The sequence below is a fragment of the Streptomyces sp. SID9727 genome (assembly GCF_010550605.1).
GTDB lineage: Bacteria > Actinomycetota > Actinomycetes > Streptomycetales > Streptomycetaceae > Streptomyces.
The window spans coordinates 1-21,699 of record NZ_JAAGNI010000064.1 but is presented as its reverse complement, the minus strand read 5'-3'; the positions used below and the strand labels follow the sequence as shown (position 1 = coordinate 21,699).

15 protein-coding genes are annotated in these 21,699 nt (G+C 72.3%); 10 read left to right on the top strand and 5 right to left on the bottom strand.

The features are described from left to right. A complete protein-coding gene (glgP, locus tag G3I41_RS03955) occupies positions 1-2,604 on the top strand; it encodes an alpha-glucan family phosphorylase (protein WP_343242048.1) in 2,604 nt (867 codons plus the stop codon). A 114-nt stretch (positions 2,605-2,718) separates the two neighbouring features. Here glgP and G3I41_RS03950 read toward each other — a convergent pair whose 3' ends face one another. From G3I41_RS03950 to G3I41_RS03940, 3 genes are all read right to left on the bottom strand, one after another. Next, on the bottom strand, positions 2,719-4,764 hold the full coding sequence (locus tag G3I41_RS03950) for a M4 family metallopeptidase (protein WP_164398906.1): 2,046 nt from the start codon (positions 4,762-4,764) through the stop codon (positions 2,719-2,721). A 382-nt stretch (positions 4,765-5,146) separates the two neighbouring features. Next, on the bottom strand, positions 5,147-7,036 hold the full coding sequence (locus G3I41_RS03945) for an ABC transporter ATP-binding protein (RefSeq protein WP_164398905.1): 1,890 nt from the start codon (positions 7,034-7,036) through the stop codon (positions 5,147-5,149). After that, complete coding sequence (locus tag G3I41_RS03940; RefSeq protein WP_164398904.1) at positions 7,033-9,069, bottom strand: ABC transporter transmembrane domain-containing protein; 2,037 nt, start codon at positions 9,067-9,069, stop codon at positions 7,033-7,035. The genes G3I41_RS03945 and G3I41_RS03940 overlap by 4 nt, the downstream gene beginning before the upstream one ends. 176 nt (positions 9,070-9,245) lie before the next feature. Between G3I41_RS03940 and G3I41_RS03935 the strand changes: the two genes are divergently transcribed. The 4 genes from G3I41_RS03935 to G3I41_RS03920 are packed head-to-tail and all read left to right on the top strand — an operon-like array spanning position 9,246 to position 12,950. Continuing rightward, on the top strand, positions 9,246-10,211 hold the full coding sequence (locus G3I41_RS03935) for an ABC transporter ATP-binding protein (protein ID WP_164398903.1): 966 nt from the start codon (positions 9,246-9,248) through the stop codon (positions 10,209-10,211). Position 10,212: 1 nt separating this feature from the next. After that, on the top strand, positions 10,213-11,001 hold the full coding sequence (locus G3I41_RS03930) for an ABC transporter permease (protein ID WP_164398902.1): 789 nt from the start codon (positions 10,213-10,215) through the stop codon (positions 10,999-11,001). A 21-nt stretch (positions 11,002-11,022) separates the two neighbouring features. Continuing rightward, the gene (locus G3I41_RS03925) at positions 11,023-12,276 is read left to right on the top strand and encodes a sensor histidine kinase (protein WP_164398901.1); all 1,254 of its coding nucleotides are present in this window, start codon (positions 11,023-11,025) and stop codon (positions 12,274-12,276) included. 23 nt (positions 12,277-12,299) lie between these two features. Then, positions 12,300-12,950 carry a response regulator transcription factor gene (locus G3I41_RS03920; protein WP_164398900.1) on the top strand — a complete coding sequence of 217 codons (651 nt, stop codon included), beginning with the start codon at positions 12,300-12,302 and terminating at the stop codon, positions 12,948-12,950. 8 nt (positions 12,951-12,958) lie between these two features. Here G3I41_RS03920 and glgX read toward each other — a convergent pair whose 3' ends face one another. Beyond that, positions 12,959-15,205: a glycogen debranching protein GlgX gene (gene glgX, locus G3I41_RS03915; RefSeq protein ID WP_164398899.1), complete on the bottom strand. Its 2,247-nt coding sequence runs from the start codon at positions 15,203-15,205 to the stop codon at positions 12,959-12,961. A 152-nt stretch (positions 15,206-15,357) separates the two neighbouring features. On the opposite strand from glgX, the gene G3I41_RS03910 reads away from it, so the two are divergent. The 5 genes from G3I41_RS03910 (at position 15,358) to G3I41_RS03890 (ending at position 20,382) form a co-directional block, all read left to right on the top strand. Further along, on the top strand, positions 15,358-16,584 hold the full coding sequence (locus G3I41_RS03910; protein ID WP_164398898.1) for an Ig-like domain-containing protein: 1,227 nt from the start codon (positions 15,358-15,360) through the stop codon (positions 16,582-16,584). Positions 16,585-16,806: 222 nt separating this feature from the next. Then, on the top strand, positions 16,807-18,054 hold the full coding sequence (locus tag G3I41_RS03905) for an Ig-like domain-containing protein (protein WP_203600169.1): 1,248 nt from the start codon (positions 16,807-16,809) through the stop codon (positions 18,052-18,054). Positions 18,055-18,193: 139 nt separating this feature from the next. Continuing rightward, a complete protein-coding gene (locus tag G3I41_RS03900; protein ID WP_164398897.1) occupies positions 18,194-18,961 on the top strand; it encodes an enoyl-CoA hydratase-related protein in 768 nt (255 codons plus the stop codon). 274 nt (positions 18,962-19,235) lie between these two features. Continuing rightward, positions 19,236-19,751: an ATP-binding protein gene (locus tag G3I41_RS03895; protein ID WP_161208051.1), complete on the top strand. Its 516-nt coding sequence runs from the start codon at positions 19,236-19,238 to the stop codon at positions 19,749-19,751. A gap of 415 nt (positions 19,752-20,166) precedes the next feature. Then, positions 20,167-20,382: an EF-hand domain-containing protein gene (locus G3I41_RS03890; protein ID WP_018102550.1), complete on the top strand. Its 216-nt coding sequence runs from the start codon at positions 20,167-20,169 to the stop codon at positions 20,380-20,382. Between the two features lie 160 nt (positions 20,383-20,542). Here the strand turns inward: G3I41_RS03890 and G3I41_RS03885 are convergent, their stop codons facing one another. Next, complete coding sequence (locus G3I41_RS03885) at positions 20,543-21,523, bottom strand: terpene synthase family protein (protein WP_164398910.1); 981 nt, start codon at positions 21,521-21,523, stop codon at positions 20,543-20,545. Between the last annotated feature and the right edge of the window lie 176 nt (positions 21,524-21,699).

Sequence of the window (21,699 nt, the reverse complement as noted above, 5' to 3'; positions counted from 1 at the left end):
GTGAAGGCCATTCGTCGATTCACCGTGCGTCCCGTCCTTCCGGACTCCCTCCAACCCCTCAGCGACCTGGCGCGGAACCTGCGCTGGTCCTGGCACACCGAGACCCGTGAGCTCTTCCGGGCCGTCGACCCGGCGGCCGGCTCCGGGGCGGAGTGCGACCCCGTACGCCTGCTCGGCTCCGTGTCCGCGGGGCGGCTCGCCGAGCTGGCCCGGGACGAAGCGTTCCTGCGCCGGCTCGCCGAGGCGTCCGCCGACCTCCGCGCGTACCTCCAGGGCCCCCGCTGGTACCAGGAGCGGCGCGAGCAGGACGACGCGCTCCCCGCCGCCATCGCCTACTTCTCACCCGAATTCGGGGTGACCGCCGCCCTGCCCCAGTACTCCGGCGGGCTCGGCATCCTCGCCGGGGACCACCTCAAGGCCGCCAGCGACCTGGGCGTGCCCCTCATCGGCGTCGGGCTGCTCTACCGCCACGGCTACTTCCGGCAGAGCCTGTCCCGGGACGGCTGGCAGCAGGAGCACTACCCGGTCCTCGACCCGAACGAGCTGCCGCTCACCCTGATCCGCGAGGCCGACGGCACCCCCCTCCAGATCGTCCTGGACCTCCCCGGCGGCCGGTCCCTGCACGCCCAGATCTGGCAGGCCCACGTCGGCCGGGTCCCCCTTCTCATGCTCGACTCCGACGTCGAGGAGAACCTCCCCGGCGAGCGCGAGGTCACCGACCGGCTGTACGGCGGCGGCAGCGAGCACCGGCTGCTCCAGGAGATGCTGCTGGGCATCGGCGGTGTCCGCGCCGTGCGCGCGTACTGCCGGCTGACCGGCCACGCCGCCCCTGAGGTCTTCCACACCAACGAGGGCCACGCCGGCTTCCTCGGCCTGGAACGCATCCGCGAACTCGCCACGACGGGGCTGGACTTCGACGCCTCGGTGGAGTCGGTCCGGGCCGGCACCGTCTTCACCACCCACACCCCGGTCCCGGCCGGAATCGACCGTTTCGACCGCGAACTCGTCGCCCGCCACTTCGGCGAGGACGGCGAGCTCCCCGGGGTCCCCGCCGAACGCGTCCTCGAACTCGGCACCGAGACCTATCCCGGCGGCGACCCGGGCGTCTTCAACATGGCGGTCATGGGGCTTCGGCTCGCCCAGCGCGCCAACGGCGTCTCCACGCTGCACGGCGCGGTCAGCCGGGAGATGTTCGCCGGGCTCTGGCCGGGCTTCGACGCGCCGGAGGTCCCGATCACCTCGGTCACCAACGGCGTCCACGCACCGACCTGGGTCGCCCCCGAGGTCTACCGGCTGCGCGCCGAGTCGGGCGGCACCCCGGGCCGCTGGGACTCCGTCGCGGACATCCCGGCCCGCCGGCTCTGGGACCTGCGCCGCACCCTGCGCGGACAGCTGGTGGCCGAGGTCCGGCAGCGGCTGCACGCCTCCTGGCGCCACCGGGGCGCCCAGCCCGCCGAACTCGGCTGGATCGACGGGGTGCTCGACCCGGACGTCCTCACCATCGGCTTCGCCCGCCGGGTCCCCTCGTACAAGCGGCTGACGCTGATGCTGCGCGACCGGGACCGGCTGCGGGCGCTGCTGCTGCACCCGGAGCGGCCGGTCCAGATCGTCGTCGCGGGCAAGGCGCACCCGGCCGACGACGGCGGGAAGCGGCTGGTCCAGGAGCTGGTGAGGTTCGCCGACGACCCCCGGGTCCGGCACCGCATCGTCTTCCTGCCCGATTACGGGATGGCGATGGCGCAGAAGCTCTACCCGGGCTGCGACGTCTGGCTGAACAACCCGCTGCGCCCGCTGGAGGCGTGCGGCACGAGCGGGATGAAGGCCGCGCTCAACGGCTGCCTCAACCTGTCCGTGCTGGACGGCTGGTGGGACGAGTGGTTCGAGCCGGACTTCGGCTGGGCGATCCCCACGGCCGAGGGCGGCGCGCTGGACGAGGACCGGCGCGACGACCTGGAGGCGGGCGCCCTGTACGAACTGATCGAGGACCGGGTCGCCCCGCACTTCTACGAGCGCGGGGAGGAGGGGCTGCCCGGACGCTGGATCGAGATGGTCCGCCGCACCATGGGCACCCTGGGCCCCAAGGTGCTGGCCGACCGCATGGTCGCGGAGTACGTGGAGCGGCTGTACGCCCCCGCCGCGCTCGCCCAGCGCTCGCTGGACGTGCCCCGGGCGCGGGAGCTGGCGGGCTGGAAGGCGAAGGTCCGGGCCGCCTGGCCCAGGGTGGCCGTCGACCACGTGGAGGCGGTGACGCCGACCGCCTCCGGTGCGACGGCGGAGCTGGGGTCCACGCTGGCGCTGCGGGTCCGGGTCTCGCTGGGCGTGCTGGCCCCGGACGACGTGGAGGTGCAGGCGGTGGCGGGGCGGGTCGACTCGTCCGACGCGATCTCCGGGGCCCAGGTCGTCCCGCTGAAGCCGGCGGGCGGCCAGGACCTGGAGGGCCACTGGCTGTACGAGGGCCCGCTCGCCCTGGACCGCACGGGCCCGTACGGCTACACCGTGCGCGTGCTGCCCGCGCACCGGCTGCTGGCCAGCGGTGCGGAACTCGGACTGGTCGCGCAGCCGACCGGGGCCACGGGTGAGAGCGGCGGCGTGCTGCTGCGCTGAGCCGCGCCCGGCATGGCGGAACCGCCCGGGAGGAGGGTCTCTTCTCCCGGGCGGTTCCGTGTCAGCGGCGGGTCATGCGGTGACCCGCGTGGTGGGGGGTGGCGCGGTGGGGGATCAGAAGGTCAGCTTGAAGCTGTTGATCTTCCCGGTGTCCCCGCTGTAGACGTCCTGGACCTTCAGCTTCCAGGTGCCGTTGGCCGTCTCGGACGAGGCGTTGACCGTGTAGGTCGTCTGGACGTTGTCCGCCGAGTCGCTGGAGGAGGAGTTCTTCAGGCGGTAGGTGGAGCCGTCCGGCGCGACCAGGTCGATGACCAGGTCACCGCGGTAGGTGTGGGTGATGTCGACGCCGACCTTGAGGGCGCTCGGCGCGTTGCCGGTGCGGCCGGTGACGGTGACCGAGCTGGTGACGGCGGAGCCGCGGTCCGGGATGGCCACCACGGTGGAGTTCTCGAAGACGGTGCCGCTGCCGGGGTCGGTGCCGCCGCCGGAGCGCGCGCCGACGTTGATGCCGGCCCAGGCGTCCTGGACGGCCTTGTACTCGGCGCTGCTCGTGCCGTACAGCTCACCGGCCACCGCGAGCGTGCCGGTGCGGGCGCCCGCGTAGTTGGTGGTGGAGGTGAACTTGGTGGTGAGCGCCTTGAACCAGATCTGCTCCGCCTTCGCGCGGCCGATGCCGGTCACCGGCAGTCCGTCCGAGGTGGGGGAGTTGTAGCTGACGCCGTTGATGGTCTTGGCGCCGCTGCCCTCCGACAGGAGGTAGAAGAAGTGGTTGGCCGGGCCCGACGAGTAGTGCACGTCGAGGTTGCCGAGACCCGAGTACCAGGAGTCCTTGGAGGCGCCGTCCTTGCTCGGCTTGTCCTGGTAGCGCAGCGGCGTGCCGTCGCCGTTGATGTCGATCTTCTCGCCGATCAGGTAGTCACCCGGGTCGGCGGAGGTGTTGGAGTAGAACTCGACCGCGGTGGCGAAGATGTCGCTGGTCGCCTCGTTGAGGCCGCCGGACTCCCCGCTGTAGTTGAGGCCGGCCGTGTTCGAGGTGACGCCGTGGCTCATCTCGTGGGCCGCCACGTCCAGCGCGGTCAGCGGGTTGGCGTTGCCGCTGCCGTCGCCGTACGTCATGCAGAAGCAGCTGTCGTCCCAGAACGCGTTCACGTAGTTGTTGCCGTAGTGGACGCGGGAGTACGCGCCGACGCCGTCGCCCTTGATGCCGGTGCGGCCGTGGACGTTCTTGTAGTAGTCCCAGGTCTCGGCCGCGCCGTAGTGGGCGTCCGCCGCCGCGGTCTCCGCGTTCGAGGCGCTGCCGTTGCCCCAGACGTCGTCGGAGCCGGAGAAGAGGGTGCCCTTGCCGGACGTGCCGTGGTTCAGGTTGTACGTTTTGTGGCTGCCGCGCGCGGTGTCGGTCAGGGTGTACGCGCCGGAGGAGCCGGAGGTCCCCAGGGTGACCTGGCCGCTGTACTCGGTGTTGCCGACGCCGTTCTCGATGGCCTGCCACTCGTAGAGCTTCGCTCCGGTGGAGGCGTCCGTGATGACGTGCAGGGCGTTCGGGGTGCCGTCCTCCTGGAAGCCGCCGACCACCGTCTCGTACGCCAGCTGCGGGGTGCCGGAGGCCATCCAGACGACCTTGCGGGGCGCCTTGTCGGCCTCGGCCCGGTCCGAACCGGCCGCCTTGGCCGCGCCGAGCGCCTGCTTGGAGGCCGCCGCCGGGGTGATGTCCGCGACCGTGTCGACGGCCTTCAGCTGGGCGGTGGTGGCGCGGGACGCCTTGACGACGCTCTCCGTCGCGCCGGCCTTGGTCTCCTGGACGACCAGGTCGCCGCCGAGGACCGGGAGGCCGTCGAAGGTGCGCTCGTAGCGGGTGTGCGTGGTGCCGTCGTTGTCCTGGACGACGTCGCGGACGACGAGCTTCTCCTGGGACCCGAGGCCGAGCTTCTTCGCCGTGGCCGCCCGGCTCGCGGTGGCCTCGCGGATCAGCTCGGCGCGCTGCGAGGGCGAGAGCTGCTTGGCCAGGGCGCCGGGGTTCGCCTTGGAGGCGGTGGCGGTCCTGGCGGTGCCGTTGTCCGGGGCGGCGGAGGCCGATCCGGTCTGGACGCCTACGGCGAGGAGGGCGGCTGCGGCTATCAGAGCGCCGGTCGCGGTGGCACGACGGCTGTGCGTGGATCTCACGCGGACTCCTTCTGCGAGGGGGGTACCGGCGGCTGGGTGAGCCGTCCGGGCAGAGCAAGCAGAGCGCGGAACGGGGTGAAGAGTGTCAGGAGTCAGCCATCTCTGTCAGGACCGCGTCAACAACTTGGCCGGAATTCGTTCGTTGCCGGAAGATACGTGTTCGTTAAGCGGACGTTTCGCGGATCTTCGCGCGGCGGTCACACGGGGGGCGCCGAGCGCCTTGGCGCACCGAAAGCGCAGGGCGCGTGAGGGGTGCGGGCGGAAAGGCGGAGTGCGACGCGAATGTGAACAAGCGGAAAGTTCCCACCTGACGAGACGGTAACGAGGCGTGGCGCGATCTGGCTGTCCGCCTTCCTGACAAAAGAGGCGGACAGCCGGGGCGTCAGGCCAGGCTCTCCCGCCAGGCGCGGTGCAGACCGGCGAACCTGCCGGTGCCCGCGATGAGCTCGGACGGGGTGCCGTCCTCCACGATCCGCCCCCGCTCCATCACGAGCACCCGGTCCGCGACCTCCACGGTCGAGAGCCGGTGCGCGATCACCACCGCGGTGCGGCCGTGCAGCACCGTGTCCATCGCCTGCTGCACCGCGCGCTCACCGGGGATGTCCAGCGAACTGGTCGCCTCGTCGAGGATGAGCACCGCCGGGTCGGCCAGCAGCGCGCGGGCGAACGCCACCAGCTGCCGCTGCCCCGCCGAGATCCGGCCGCCCCGCTTGCGCACATCGGTGTCGTAGCCGTCGGGCAGCCCGGTGATGAAGTCATGGGCGCCGATCGCCTTCGCGGCCCGCTCGATCTCCTCCCGGCCCGCCTCCGGGCGGCCGATCGCGATGTTCTCCGCGACCGTCCCGGAGAACAGGAACGCCTCCTGGGTCACCATCACCACCCCGCGCCGCAGCTCGGGCGTGGCCAGGTCGCGCAGGTCGGCGCCGTCCAGCAGGACCCGGCCCGCGCTCGGGTCGTAGAACCGGGCGAGCAGCTTGGCGAGCGTCGACTTGCCGGCCCCCGTGGAGCCCACCACGGCCACCGTCTGCCCCGCCGGGATCGTCAGATCGAACCGGGGCAGCACCTCGCCGCCCGTCCGGTATCCGAAGCTCACCCCGTCGAAGACCACCTCGCGGCCCGGCTGGTCCCCGGCCCTGGCCGGCAGCTCACGGGGCTCCAGCGCCTCCGGGACCGTCGGCGCCTGCGCGAGCAGCCCGGCGATCTTCGCCAGCGAGGCGGCCGCCGACTCGAAGGAGTTGAGGAACATGCTGAGCCGGTCGATCGGGTCGTACAGCCGCCGCAGATAGAGCACCACCGCGGCCAGCACCCCCAGCGCGAGGCCGCCGTCCGCGACGCGGTAGGCGCCCCACAGCACGATCCCGGCCACCGCCGTGTTGGCGACGAGCCGCGAGCCGACGACGTAACGCGCGTTCTCCAGCATCGCGTCGCCGTTGGCGGACCGGTGACGCGTGTTCAGCTCCAGGAACGCCGCGTCGTTGATCCGCTCGCGGCGGAACGCCTGGACGGGCCGGATGCCGTTCATGGTCTCCGCGAACTTCACGACGACCGACGCGATCGCCGTCGAACGGCCCGCGAAGATCACCGAGGAGCGCTTCCGGTACAGCCGCACCAGCAGATACAGCGGCAGGAAGGACGCCACCGCCGCCGCGCCCGTCGCCAGGTCCAGCCAGAGCAGCACCACGGCGATGGACACGAACGACAGGACGATGTGGATCAGCTCCTGGAGCCCCTCCTCCAGCAGCTCCCGCAGCGACTCCAGGTCGGTCGTGGACCGGGAGATCAGCCGGCCCGAGGTGTACCGCTCGTGGAAGTCCACGCTGAGCGCCTGCGCGTGGCGGAAGATCCGGCCGCGCAGGTCGAGCAGGACGTCCTGGCTGACCCGTGCCGACAGCTGGATGAACGCGTACTGCAGGGCACCCGAGACCACCGAGCAGAGGGCGTAGCCCAGCGCCACGGCGATCAGCGGCCCGTAGTCGTCCTCGCGGAAGGCGGGCACCCCGCTGTCGATGGCGTACGCGACCAGCAGCGGCCCCGCCTGCACCGCCGCCTGCTGCAACAGGATGGCCAGTGCGGACGCGGCCACCCGCCGGCGCATCGGCCGCAGCAACGAGGCGAGCAGCTGCCGGGTGGCACCGCGCGGCGTGGGCAGGTCGTCGCGGTCGAAGGGGTCCCCGGCCGCCGCGTTCCGGGCGGACGCCTGCTGCTTCTCCTCGCCGCCGGGGCCGGCGGAGCCGGCGGGTTCGGCGGGCCGTCCGGTCGTCGTGCTGGTCATCGAGTGCCTTCCTCGGCAGGGGCCTTCGCGCCCAGAGGTTCGGTGAGGTCGGTGTCGGGGGCGGGCTGCGCCTGCGCGCCGGGCTCCGGTACGGGCTGCGCCTGCGGGACGGGCTGCGCCTGCGCGCCGGGCTCCGGTACGGGCTGCGCCTGCGGTACGGGCTGCGGGTGGGCGCCGGGCTCCGTGCCCGTGTCGCCCTCCGCCCCGGTGTCGGCCTCCGCCCCGGTGCCATCCGACGCCCCGGGGTCGCCCTCCGCCCCGGGGTCGCCCGACGCCCCCGCGCCGGACATCAGCCAGGCGTACTCGGCGTTGGTGCGCAGGAGTTCCTGATGGGTGCCGACCGCGCTGATCCGGCCCCCGGACAGGAGCGCCACCCGGTCCGCGAGCATCACGGTCGACGGCCGGTGCGCGACCACCAACGCCGTGGTCTCCGCCAGGACCTGCCGGAGCGCCGCCTCGACCAGCGCCTCCGTGTGCACGTCGAGGGCGGAGAGCGGATCGTCGAGGACCAGGAAGCGCGGCCTGCCCACCACCGCGCGGGCCAGGGCGAGGCGCTGGCGCTGGCCGCCCGACAGGCTCAGGCCCTGCTCGCCGACCTCCGTGTCCACCCCGTGCGGCAGCTCCTGGACGAAGCCGGCCTGGGCGACCGAGAGCGCCCGCAGCAGCTCCTCCTCGCCGGCCCCCTCCGCGCCCATCAGCACGTTCTCCCCGACGCTCGCCGAGAAGAGCGTCGGCTCCTCGAACGCCACCGACACCAGCTCCCGCAGCCGGGCGCGCGGCATGGCGGTGATGTCCTCGCCGTCCAGCGTGATCCGCCCGGCCGTCGCCTCGTACAGCCGGGGCACCAGCGAGGTGAGCGTGGTCTTGCCGGATCCCGTGGCGCCGACCAGGGCCATGGTCTCGCCCGGCCGGACGTGCAGGTCGACGCGGTCGAGCACGGGCGCCGAGCCCTCCTCCGCGTCGGGATAGCGGAAACCGATGCCCTCGAAGACCATGCCGCCCGCCCCGGGGGCCGCAGCTGCCGCCCGGCCGGTGTCCTCCTCCTCGGCCGCGTCCATCACCTCGAAGTACCGTTCGGTCGCCGTCGCCGCCTCCTGGCTCATCGCCAGCAGGAAGCCGATCGACTCGACGGGCCAGCGCAGCGCGAGCGCCGTGGAGAGGAACGCGACCAGGGTGCCCGCCGACAGCCCGCCGTCGGCGACCTCGATCGTGCCGAACACCAGGGCGGCCCCGATGGCGAGTTCGGGGAGCGTGGTGATGAGGGTCCAGATCCGCGCGAGCAGCCGGGCCTTGCCCAGCTCCGTGGTGCGCAGCTTCCCGGCGAGTACCCGGAAGGCCTCGGACTGGCTGCGGTGGCGGCCGAAGCCCTTGATGATGCGGATGCCGAGCACGCTCTCCTCGACCACGGTGGTCAGATCGCCGACCTGGTCCTGGGCGCGGCGCGCGACCGCGGCGTACTTCGCTTCGAACGCCGAGCAGATGATCACGAGCGGGACGACGGGGGCGAGCAGCACCAGGCCGAGCGTCCACTCCTGGAACAGCAGCACCACGAAACCGACGAGGATCGTGGTCGCGTTGACCAGCAGGAAGGTCAGCGGGAAGGCCAGGAACATCCGGACCATCATCAGGTCCGTCGTCCCGCGCGAGAGCAACTGCCCCGAGGGCCAGCGGTCGTGGAAGGCCACGGGCAGCCGCTGGAGGTGCCGGTAGAGGTCCCCGCGCATCGACGCCTCGACCCCGGCCAGCGGACGCGCCACCATCCACCGCCGCACCCCGAACAGCACCGCCTCGGCGATGCCCAGGAGCAGCAGGTACAGCGCGCCGAGCCAGACCCCGCCCGGGTCCGAGTCCGCGACCGGGCCGTCCACGATCCACTTCAGGACGAGCGGGATCACCAGGCCCAGACAGGAGGCGACGACCGCCACCAGGGCGGCACCGAAGAGCCGTGCCCGTACCGGCTTCACATACGGCCACAGCCGCAGCAGCGAGCGTACGGCCGACCGGTCCTTGGGTTCTACATGTTCCTGGCGCATCAGGGAGGAGCCTACGGTCCGTCCGGATATCGGTCCTGCGTTTTTATCCGGCCTCCGGGCACACCGGCGGACGCCCTCCCCGTAGGGGTCGTAGGGGGCATCAACCGATCGGACGATGCCGGTTCGAGCGCGATGGCCGATACCGGGGCGGGCCCGCGGGGCGGATGCTCGGTGCCATGGCAATCATCGAAGCGAACGGGGTGCGCAAGTCCTACGCCGGCCGCCCCGTGGTCGACGGGGTCTCCTTCTCCGTCGAAGAGGGGGAGATCTTCGGGATTCTCGGCCCCAACGGCGCGGGCAAGACCACCACCGTCGAATGCGTCGCGGGCCTGCGGGTCCCCGACGCGGGCACCGTCCGGGTCGCCGGGCTCGACCCGGTCGCCGACCACGACCGGGTGACCGGGCTGCTCGGCACCCAGCTCCAGGAGAGCGAACTCCAGACCAAGATCACCGTACGCGAGGCCCTGGACCTGTACAGCGCCTTCTACCCCCGGCCCGCCGACTGGCGCCCGCTCGCCGAACGGCTCGGTCTGAACGGCAAGCTGGACACCCGCTTCCAGCGGCTCTCCGGCGGACAGAAGCAGCGCCTTTCCATCGCACTCGCCCTCGTCGGCCGGCCCCGCGTCGTCATCCTCGACGAACTGACCACCGGCCTGGACCCGCGGGCCCGGCGCGACACCTGGCAGCTGATCCAGGACGTGCGCGACGGCGGCGTCACCGTCGTGCTCGTCACCCACTTCATGGAGGAGGCCCAGCGTCTCTGCGACCGCATCGCCGTCATCGACCGGGGCCGCGTCGTCGCGCTCGACACCCCGGCCGGTCTCGTCGCCGGCGCCGACGGCTCCACCGTCATCACCTTCACGCCCTCCGAACCGCTGCCCGAGGCCGAACTCGCGGGGCTCCCCGGCGCGGTGTCCCACGAGACCGAGGGCGGCCGGGTCGTCATCAAGGGCACCGACGAGACCGTCAACGCCGTGATCTCGCTGCTGGCCCGGCTCCGCGTCACCGCCCACCGCCTGCGCGTCTCCGAGGCCACCCTGGACGACGCCTTCCTCGGGCTCACCGAGCGGACGCGGCCCACGGAGGACCCCGACCGCACCGGCCCCGCCCACGGGCCCGGCCTCACAGAACGGGCTGCCTGAGATGGCCACCGCACCCACCGCCCCCGCCGCCGCGCCCCGCACCACCGTGCCGGGCGCGACGCTCGCCGTCCTCAAGGCGGAGACCCGGCTCTTCCTGCGCGAGCCCGGCAGCCTGTTCTGGATCGTCGTCTTCCCGACCGTGCTCCTGGCGATCCTCGGCTTCGTCCCGTCCTTCCGGGAGCACGACGACGGGCTCGGCGGCCGGCGCGTCATCGACCTGTACGTGCCCGTCGCGGTGCTCCTCGCGCTGATCATGTCCGGGCTCCAGGCCATGCCGCCCGTCCTCACCGGCTACCGCGAACGGGGCATCCTGCGCCGCATGTCCACCACGCCGGTGCGGCCCTCCGCGCTGCTCGGCGCCCAGATCGCGCTGCACGGCGCCGCCGCGCTCGTCTCCGCCCTGCTGGTCGTGGCCGTCGGCCGGATCGCCTACGGGGTGCGGCTGCCGGAGCAGCCGTCCGGCTATCTGCTGGCGCTGCTGCTCGCGGTCCTCTGCGTCCTCGCCATCGGCTCGCTGATCTGCGCCCTGTCCCGTACGACGAAGATCGCCGCCACCGTGGGCTCGCTCGTCTACTTCTCCATGATGTTCACGGCGGGCGTCTGGGTCCCCGTCCAGGCCATGCCCGACGCCCTGCGCCGCATCGTCCAGGCCACCCCCTTCGGCGCCGCGTCCCAGGCACTGGACCAGGCCGCCCGGGGCTCCTGGCCGAGCTGGGCCTACCTCGGCGCGGTCGCCGCCTGGGCCCTCGCGGCGGGGTGGACCGCCATCCGCACGTTCCGGTGGCAGTAGGGCCTTGGAAGACTCTCCCGTATGAGCGCACACGTCACGACGGCCGAGCAGTGGTGGGGGCGGTTCTTCCGGTACGGCCCGTACGGGCTGCTCGGCCTGGCCACCGTCGTCTCGGCCGTCTCCCGGAACCTCGTCATGTCCCCGGCCGACGAGCGCGCCGCCCTGGTGCTCCTCCTGGCCGCGCTCGTCCTCCAGCTGTGGTGGTCCCGCACCGCACCCGGCTCCGGTCCGGGGGCCGGGGTCCTCTACTTCACCGCCCGCACCCTGCTGGCCCTCGGGCTCACCTGGTGCAACCCCTTCTTCTCCATCTACGCGGTGCTCGGCTACTTCGACGCCGGCCGGGTCCTCCCGCAGCGGGCCATGCGGCCCGGCCTGCTCGCCGTCGCCGTCATCATGGCGGGGGCCCAGAGCGGCAGCACCCTGCCGCCCGCCACCCTGATGAACTGGGTCGTCTTCGGCATCGTGCTCGCCGTGCACGTGGCCCTCACCATGATCTTCGCCCAGATCGGGGCCCGGGAGGCCGATCAGGAGCGGGCCAGGACCGCCACCATCACCGCCCTGGAGACCGCCAACGCCCGCCTGGAGCAGGCCCTCGCGGAGAACGCCGGACTGCACGACCAGCTCCTCGTCCAGGCCCGCGAGGCCGGGGTGGCCGACGAGCGGAGCCGGCTCGCCGCCGAGATCCACGACACCATCGCCCAGGGCCTCACCGGCATCATCGCCCAGCTCCAGGCCGCCACCTCCACCGCCGGCACCGACCCGGACCTCGCCCGAGAACACCTCGTCCGGGCCGCCTCCCTGGCCCGGCACAGCCTCGGCGAGGCCCGCCGCTCGGTGCACGACCTGCTCCCCGCGGCCCTGGAGCACGACGACCTGCCCGGCGCGCTCGAGAAGACCGTCGCCACCTGGTCGCAGCGCACCGGGGTGCGCGCCGAGTTCACCGTCACCGGCACCGTCGCCCCCCTGCACGACGAGGTCGGCGCCACCCTGCTCCGCATCGCCGAGGAAGCACTGGCCAACGCCGGCCGGCACGCGGAGGCGTCCCGCGCCGGGGTCACCCTGTCGTACATGGGCGACGAGATCACGCTCGACGTCCGGGACGACGGCCGCGGCTTCGACCCGGCCGCGCTGCCCCCGTACCGGGGAGCCGGCGGATTCGGCCTCGGCGGCATGCGCGCACGCGCCGAACGCATCGCGGGCACCGTCGAGGTGGAGACCGGACCCGGCCTCGGCACGGCGGTCAGCGCCCGCGTCCCGCTGGTGCCGCAGGCCTGACACCGTCCCGTACGGTGTCAGGCATGGACCGGGAACCCGCGCGCGTCATCACCCTGATCGTCGTCGACGACCACCCCGTCGTACGGGACGGGCTGCGCGGGATGTTCGCCGCCGCACCGGAGTTCCGGGTGCTCGGCGAGGCGGCCGACGGGGTCGAGGCCGTCGGAATGGCCGCCCGGCTCGACCCCGACGTGGTGCTCATGGACCTGCGCATGCCGGGCGGCGGCGGGGTCGCCGCGATCACCGAGCTGACCCGGCGCGGCGCCCGCTCCAAGGTCCTCGTCCTCACCACGTACGACACCGACTCCGACACCCTGCCCGCGATCGAGGCGGGCGCGACCGGCTACCTCCTCAAGGACGCGCCCCGCGAGGAGCTGTTCACCGCCGTCCGGGCCGCCGCCGAGGGCCGGACCGTCCTGTCACCGGCCGTCGCGTCGCGGCTCGTCTCGGCGGTCCGCGCCCCGGCCGCCCCGGGCAACGAGACGCTGTCGGCCCGGGAGCGCGAGGTGCTGGCGCTCGTCGCCCGGGGGACCTCCAACCGGGAGATCGCCGCCGAGCTGTTCATCAGCGAGGCCACCGTGAAGACCCACCTCACCCACCTCTTCTCCAAGCTCGGCGTCAAGGACCGGGCCGCCGCCGTAGCCGCCGGCTACGACCGGGGCATCCTCGGTTAGAGCGGACCTCACTCCCGTACGCGCAGCAGCAGCACCGACCGCTCCGGCACCGTCAGCCGCTCGCCGCCCCGGTGCACCGTGTCCGGTGGCCCGGTCTGGTCCTCGCGCGAGGTGTCCAGGACCAGTTCGTACGCCTGCGCCCACGGCGGACCCGGCAGCAGGAAGTCCGCCGGTTCGTGGCCGGCGTGCAGGACGGCCAGGAAGCTGTCGTCGGTCACCTGCTCACCGCGCGCGTCCCGCCCCGGGATGTCCCGGCCCGAGAGGTAGAGCCCGATCGTCGCGGCGGGCGCGTACCAGTCGGACTCGGTCATCTCCGCGCCCGCGCGCGTGAACCACGCCAGGTCCCGCAGCCCGTCCGGGGCCTGCGGCCGGCCGGAGAAGAACGCCCGGCGGCGGAGCACCGGATGGCGGTGGCGCAGCGCGAGCACCCGCGCGGTCAGCGCCGCCAGCTCCCGCCACTCGGGCCGGTCCAGCAGCGACCAGTCCACCCAGCCGGTCTCGTTGTCCTGGCAGTAAGCGTTGTTGTTGCCGCCCTGGGTGCGCCCCATCTCGTCGCCCGCGACCAGCATCGGCACCCCGGTCGACAGGAGCAGCGTGGTGAGCAGGTTGCGCAGCTGGCGGCGGCGCAGCGCGTTGACGCCCGCGTCGTCCGTCTCGCCCTCGGCGCCGCAGTTCCACGCCCGGTTGTCGGAGGTGCCGTCCCGGTTGTCCTCGCCGTTGGCCTCGTTGTGCTTCTCCTGGTAGGTCACCAGGTCGCGCAGGGTGAACCCGTCGTGCGCGGTGACGAAGTTGACCGAGGCGTACGGGCGGCGCCCGCCCCACGCGTACAGGTCGCTCGACCCGGTGAGCCGGTAGCCGAGGTCCCGTACGTCGGGCAGCGCGCCGCGCCAGAAGTCCCGTACGGCGTCCCGGTAGTGGTCGTTCCACTCCGTCCACAGCGGCGGGAACGCGCCCACCTGGTAGCCGCCGTTGCCGACGTCCCAGGGCTCGGCGATGAGCTTGACCCGGCGCAGCACCGGGTCCTGCGCGATCACCGCGAGGAACGGCGAGAGCATGTCCACGTCGTGCATGGAGCGGGCCAGCGCCGCCGCCAGGTCGAAGCGGAAGCCGTCCACGCCCATCTCGGTCACCCAGTACCGCAGCGAGTCCGTGATGAGCCGCAGCACGTTCGGCTGGACGACGTGCAGGGTGTTGCCGCAGCCCGTGTAGTCCGCGTACCGGCGGGCGTCGCCCTGGAGGCGGTAGTAGCCTCGGTTGTCGATGCCGCGCAGCGACAGCGTCGGGCCCAGCTCGCCCGCCTCCGCGGTGTGGTTGTAGACGACGTCGAGGATCACCTCGATGCCCGCGTCGTGCAGCGCGCGCACCATCCGCTTGAACTCGCCGACCTGGCCGCCCGTGGTGCCGCTCGCCGAGTAGCCGGCGTGCGGGGCGAAGTAGCCGATGGAGTTGTAGCCCCAGTAGTTGCGCAGCCCGCGCCGCAGCAGATGGTCCTCGTGTGCGAACTGGTGCACGGGCAGCAGCTCCACCGCGGTCACCCCGAGGTGCTTCAGATGCCCGATCGCCGCCGGGTGGGCGAGCCCCGCGTAGGTGCCGCGCAGCTCCTCGGGGATGCCGGGGTGGAGCCGGGTGAACCCCTTCACGTGCACCTCGTAGATGACGGAGTCCGCCCACGGCGTCTTCGGCCTGCGGTCGTCGGCCCAGTCGTCGTCATCGTGGACGACGACCCCCTTCGGTACGTACGGGGCCGAGTCCCGTTCGTCCCGGACGGTGTCCGCGAACCGCTGATCGGGCCAGTCCCTCACATGGCCGTACACCTCGGCCGGAAGGGTGAATTCGCCGTCCACGGCACGGGCGTACGGATCGAGCAGCAGCTTCGCCGGGTTCCACCGGGCGCCCGTCCACGGGTCCCACCGGCCGTGCACCCGGTATCCGTACCGCCGGCCCGGCCGCACCCCGGGCACGAACCCGTGCCAGACCTCGTGGGTCAGCTCGGTCAGGGGGAGCCGCGTCTCCGTGCCGTCCTCGTCGAAGAGGCACAGCTCGACGGCCTCCGCGCCGCCCGCCCAGAGTGCGAAATTGGTGCCCGCCACCCCGTCGGGGCCGGTCCTGAAGCGGGCGCCGAGCGGCATCGGCGCCCCCGGCCACACCGCCGGCGGGCGCCGGTCGGGCGCCGTGGCGGCGACCCGTTCGGCGACCGCCCCGGCCGTCCCCGCGCCCGTCTCCGGTACTGCCTCCTGCTCGGCTGCGCTCGACACCTGCTCGCCTCCCGCGGCTCGTGGGACCGGCACCGGAAGGGGGTGTGCGGCGTCCCGGCCGCGGCTCCCCGAGTGCGGCCGTCCCCTGTGTTCTGCCCACCGGGCGGCCCGCACTCACGTTTCCCACGACCGGCCCCCGTCGTTGGGGGGACATGACTGACGTAGCGAAGAAGGCAGGGACGCGCCCGGTCACCGCTCCGCCCGCGCGGTGCCTGCTCGCCGTAGTGGCGCTGCTGGCCGTGCTGACGGGTTGTTCGGGCGCCGGTTCGTTCATCGGCGGGGAGGGGAAGCCCCGGGAGGCCATCCGGGTCGTGCCCGCCGACCGGGCCGAGGACGTCCGGGCGGACGGCCGGGTCGCGGTGGAGGTCCCCGACGGCCGGCTGGAGAGCGTCCGGGTGCGGCGGATCGAGGACGCGCGGGAAGAGGAGGTGCCGGGCCGGATCGCCGAGGACGGCCACTCCTGGGCACCGGTGAAGGGGGCGCGGCTCGGCCTTGCCGCCAAGTACAGCGTCGACGCGGTCGCGGTGGACGGCGGCGGCCACCGCGCGGCCCGGCACACCACCTTCACCACCGCGGTCCCCAAGGACCGGTTCATCGGCTACTTCAAGCCGGAGAACCGCTCGACCGTCGGCACCGGCATGATCGTGTCCTTCGAGTTCAACCGCCCCGTCACCCGGCGCGCGGCGGTGGAGCGGGCGATCCGGGTGACGGCCGATCCGCCGGTGGCCGTGGCGGGGCACTGGTTCGGCAGGAGCCGCCTGGACTTCCGTCCGGAGGAGTACTGGCGGCCCGGCACCGAGGTCACCGTGGACATCGGGCTGGCCGACGTGGAGGGCGCGCCGGGGGTGTACGGCAGCCAGCGCAAGACCGTGCGCTTCACGGTGGGCCGGGAGCAGATCTCCCGGGTGGACGCGGCCGCGCACACGATGGAGGTGCGCCAGGGCGGGGAGCTTGTCTCCACGGTGCCGGTCACCGCGGGCTCCGCGACGACCACCACGTACAACGGCAAGATGGTGGTGAGCGAGATGCACGAGGTGACGCGGATGGACGGGCGGACCGTCGGCTTCGGCGGCGAGTACGACATCAAGGACGTGCCGCACGCCATCCGGCTGACGAAGTCCGGCACCTTCCTCCACGGCAACTACTGGTCCGACGAGGACGTCTTCGGCTCCACCAACGTCAGCCACGGCTGCATCGGGCTCCGTGACGTCCAGGGCGGCAGCGGTTCCACCCCGGCCGGCTGGTTCTTCGACCGCACCCTCGTCGGGGACGTCGTCGAGGTCGTCAACTCGGCGGACAGAACGGTCGCACCGGACAACGGACTCGGCGGCTGGAACCTGGGCTGGGCCGCGTGGCGGGCGGGCTCCGCGCTCCGGTAGGGCCTGTCCGGCGGATCTTCGCGGGCCGCCACGGCACCCCCGGGCCGGGCGGCGGAAACCCTGCCGTCACTTGGGACGGAACAGTGACAATTCCGGGGGGATCTGCCCGCAGTCAGTGTGATTATCTCTTTGCTGAGCGCGCATGTGCAGCGCGCGGGGGTGGGAACCCGAGGGTTCCCGGGGCCTAGGCGGGGCCAGGCCGTGTGAGGGGAGACGACCACATTGAACGGGCAGCCGATATCGGGGACATCGGCCGGAACGGGCGGCAGGCGGCGGCTGCGGGGAGCCACCGGTCTGCCGGCCCTGGCGGTGGGTGCGCTGCTGCTTCTCGTGACGGCGTGCGGCGGGGGAGACGGCGGGAGCGCGGACGGCAAGGCGGGCGGGGTCAAGGAGCAGGACACCAGCGCCTCGCAGGCCGTGGTGACCGTCGCGCCGAAGGACGGCACCGGCGACGTCGCGACGAGCGGCGCGCTGAAGATCAGCGCCGAGCGCGGGAAGCTGACCACGGTCAAGGTCTCGGACGCCAAGGGCGGCGAGGTCGAGGGGAAGATCGCGGCGGACGGCGCGAGCTGGGTGCCCGACCAGCACCTGGCCTCGGCGACCCAGTACAAGGTCCACGCGGTGGCCAAGGACGCCCAGGGCCGTGAGTCGGCCAAGGACACCTCCTTCACCACGCTGGTCCCCAAGAACACCTTCATCGGGCAGTACACCCCGGAGGACGGCTCGACGGTCGGCGTCGGCATGCCGGTCTCCATCCACTTCACGCGCGGCATCACCGACCCGAAGGCCGTGGAGAAGGCCATCAAGGTGACCGCCGAGCCCGCCGTCCCCGTCGAGGGCCACTGGTTCGGCAACGACCGTCTGGACTTCCGCCCCGAGAAGTACTGGGCCGCCGGCACCAAGGTGACCGTGAAGCTCGACCTCGACGGCGTCGAGGGCCGCCCCGGGGTCTACGGCAAGCAGGCCAAGACCGTCTCGTTCACCGTCGGCCGCAGCCAGGTCAGCACCGTGGACGCCAAGTCGCACCGGATGAAGGTCGTCCGCGACGGCAAGCAGATCAAGGACATCCCGATCTCGGCGGGCGCCCCCGCCACCACCACGTACAACGGCCAGATGGTCATCAGCGAGAAGCTGCGGGTGACCCGGATGAACGGCGACACCGTCGGCTTCGGCGGCGAGTACGACATCAAGGACGTGCCGCACGCGATGCGCCTGTCCACCTCGGGCACCTTCATCCACGGCAACTACTGGGGCGGACCGGGGGTGTTCGGCAGCGCCAACACCAGCCACGGCTGCGTCGGCCTCCAGGACGTGCGCGGCGGCGGCAACTCCTCCATGCCGGCGTCCTGGTTCTTCAACAACTCGCTCATCGGCGACGTCGTCGTCGTGAAGAACTCGCACGACAAGACGATCAGCCCGGACAACGGCCTCAACGGCTGGAACATGAGCTGGTCGGAGTGGACCGCGTGACCGCGTAGCTCCACGCCCCGAGCACCCCGGCGGGCCCGGCACCGAGATCATGGTGCCGGGCCCGCCCGCGTCCGCAGTGACGCACGGCACCGCCCCCGGCCCGTGCCGCCCGCGGTTAGCGCCGGTTAACCTGCACCCCATGACCGCAACCCTCGAAGTAAGCGACGGCGTCGGCACCATCCGCCTGGACCGCCCGCCGATGAACGCCCTGGACGTGGCGACCCAGGACCGGCTGCGCGAGCTGGCCGAAGAGGCGTCCCGGCGCGACGACGTGCGCGCCGTGGTGCTCTACGGCGGCGAGAAGGTGTTCGCTGCGGGCGCGGACATCAAGGAGATGCAGGCGATGGACCACGCGGCCATGGTGCTGCGCTCCAAGGCCCTCCAGGACTCCTTCACCGCCGTCGCCCGCATCCCCAAGCCCGTCGTCGCGGCCGTCACCGGTTACGCGCTCGGCGGCGGCTGCGAGCTGGCCCTCTGCGCGGACTTCCGCATTGCCGGGGACAACGCCAAGCTCGGCCAGCCGGAGATCCTGCTCGGCCTCATCCCGGGCGCCGGCGGCACCCAGCGGCTCGCCCGTCTGGTCGGTCCCGCCAAGGCCAAGGACCTCATCTTCACCGGCCGCCACGTCAGGGCGGACGAGGCCCTGACGATGGGACTCGTGGACCGCGTGGTGCCCGCCGCCGAGGTGTACGAGCAGGCGCACGCGTGGGCGGCCAAGCTGGCGAAGGGGCCGGCGCTGGCGCTGCGCGCGGCCAAGGAGGCCGTCGACGCGGGGCTGGAGACGGACATCGACACGGGCCTCACGATCGAACGGACGTGGTTCGCCGGTCTGTTCGCCACGGAGGACCGGGAACGCGGAATGCGCAGCTTCGTCGAGGAGGGCCCGGGTAAGGCGAAATTCCTCTGACGGAGGACTGGTTGAAGCCCCGACCGAACGCCGATGGAGAACGCGAACCGGCGCGTTCATCCGTGCGGGCGGATTGGCGCAACCGTGAGGGGGCCTGGGGAACGACCGGGTCCGGGATGTCGGCGAACCCGGCCGGAGGCACTGTATGCGCAGGTCAGACGGGCTGCGCTGCACTGCTCAGTGCCTCCGGCATATGCCGGAGGGTCCTCGGGGAACGACTGATTACGGGTCGCGTATTCCCCCGGAACGGCCCCGGAGGGCCCGCCGTGCGGCCATGATGGTGTGCATGGCGGGCCTGGAGGGTGTGGAGCAGCCGCGACCGCGCAGCAGCGCGACAGCGGCACGGAGATTGCCGGCCGTCGAGGACGAACAGGCGTTCAAAGCGCTGGAGTTGTTCGGAAACCCGACGGAGGAGGAAGTCCGGCTGCCCTCCCGCCCGGAGTCGGCGGCCACGGCGCGCCGGCTGACGTCGTGCGTCGTCCTGCACCAGTGGGCGCTCTCCCCGCAGGCCGCCGAGCACGCCGTCCTGCTCGTCTCCGAGCTCGTCGGCAACGCCGTGCGGCACACCGGGGCCCGGGTCTTCGGGCTGCGTATGGTGCGCCGCCGCGGCTGGATCAGGATCGAGGTGCGCGACCCCTCGCGCGGGCTGCCGTGCCTCATGCCGGTCCGCGAGATGGACATCAGCGGCCGCGGGCTCATGCTCGTGGACAAGCTCTCCGACCGCTGGGGCGTGGACCTCTTACCCCGGGGCAAGACCACCTGGTTCGAGATGCGCATCTCCGACCGCTGACGCCCTCTGCGTGAGCCGCCCCGGGCAGACAGAAGCCCCCGTGTCGGCCGTGGTGCGGCGCCTCGGGGGCTTCTGTGGGGGACCGTGAAATGGGGGGTGTATTCACGGCCGCTGATGACGACCTGGCCCGGGTCAATGGGGGTCGTGGCATCGACTATGACAGACGGAAGACTCCGCAGCCAAAGCCGCATTCTCTGCGAAGTGCTGCATATATGGACATTCCAATGAAGAAACGCAGGTGCGATGGGTCACGTGCCTGGAAATCGATGAATACTCATGAGTTCATGCGCATGATCCATTGATCATCCACGATGTGGACGGCGTGTGCCGGTTCGCCGTCCCGCCCCCACACCGTCCCGCCCGGCCCGCCCGATAATCTGAGCCCCGTCAGACAGTCATACGAAGGGGCGGAACAGTGGCGGACATCGAGTCGGCGCGCAAGGCGTTCGAGCGGTACGACCTGAACGGCGACGGGCTGATCTCGGCCGCCGAGTACAAGAGCGTCATGGCTCAGCTGGGTGACCCGTACGTCACCGAGCCGGTCGCGCAGGCCGTGATCAACTCCCACGACGCGAACGGCGACGGGCTCCTCACGTTCGACGAGTTCTGGGCCGCGCAGAACAAGGGCTGATCCGGGACAGGGGCCGGGGCCACCGGTTCCGGCCACCGGCGGCCTCCCCGGCCTCCGGCCGGGGGTGCGGGGGCGGCGTGACGAGAAATGTCCGGAAAACGCTGACGCGGTCCCGCGCACCGGCCCCGGCCGCCGCCCCGCCCGCCCCCGCTCCGGCCCGTCAGGCCGCGAAGTTGCGGGACATCGAATCCCCCTCGTCGATCTCCGTCAGTTCCGGGCGGGTGTAGCGCTCGGCCCGGGCGTGGTAGTCGAAGTCCCCCCGTACGAGCCCTCGGTAGTCGAGGACGCAGCGCTCCAGGGCGATACGCGTCGGACCCTCGATTCCCGCCGCCTCGATCTCCTGCACGAGTTCCTTCTCCGCCCGCTGCACGCGGTCGGCGATGCGGCCGAGCAGAATTCCGGCTTCGTCCACCGCTTCCTGGAGCGAGCAGCCCCGGTCGCGCTGGAGCAGCCGGACGGCGTTGTGCTCGTATCCGAGCACGGCCTCCTTCTCGAATGAGCAGATGTCGTTGCAGAGGCCGGAGTGATCGGCCACCGCATTGCGCAGGGCCATATAGGCGGGCAGGCTCCGGGCGGATTCCGGGAGGTCGATTCCGGCGGTGATCTCGTGCAGATCCAGGAACGGCTGCATCGCCACCGAATCACGGCGGTGCTTCACGAAGTCGGCGGTGCTCGGCACATGGCCCGCCGCCCGGTCCACGGCCTCCGCGTAGTACGTCCACAGCCAGGCCGCCGTGTCCCGCCGGAACTGCCGTACCCAGTGCGCCGGGCGGTCCACGCAGGTCCGGGCGACCAGTTCGGCCAGCGCGTGCTCCATGCGGCCGACGGGGGCCCGCGCGCCGTCCAGCACGTCCACCAGACGGGCGATCGCGCGCTCGCACAGCCGGGGGTCGCGTCCGGCCGGACCGTCGTCGAATTCGTCGTCCACCAGGAAGGCCCAGAAGAGCCACTGGCAGAAGAGGTCCAGATGCTTCTGCGAGGCCCGGGGGAATATCAGGGAGATCCAGAGTTCCGGGCGCGTTCTGATCATTTTCTTCACGGCCACGGGTGACAGGACGAGATCACTGGCCTCCGCCCATTCCCAGGCGGCCTTCTTCGTCTTCTCAACTCCCGGATGACATCCCGCACTTTCGAACGGCATGTGGAATTCAGGAAGCGCGATCTTGCTCATGGTGCACCTCGTCGTGACGATAAGGACAGGGCAGGGGGATGGGCGATGCGGAAACGCGCACGCGGAATGCGCGGCGACGAGGGGCGGACGCGCGCACGGCCGGCCGGCGGCAGGCCGCGCCGGCACGGAGGGAACGCGCGGGGGTC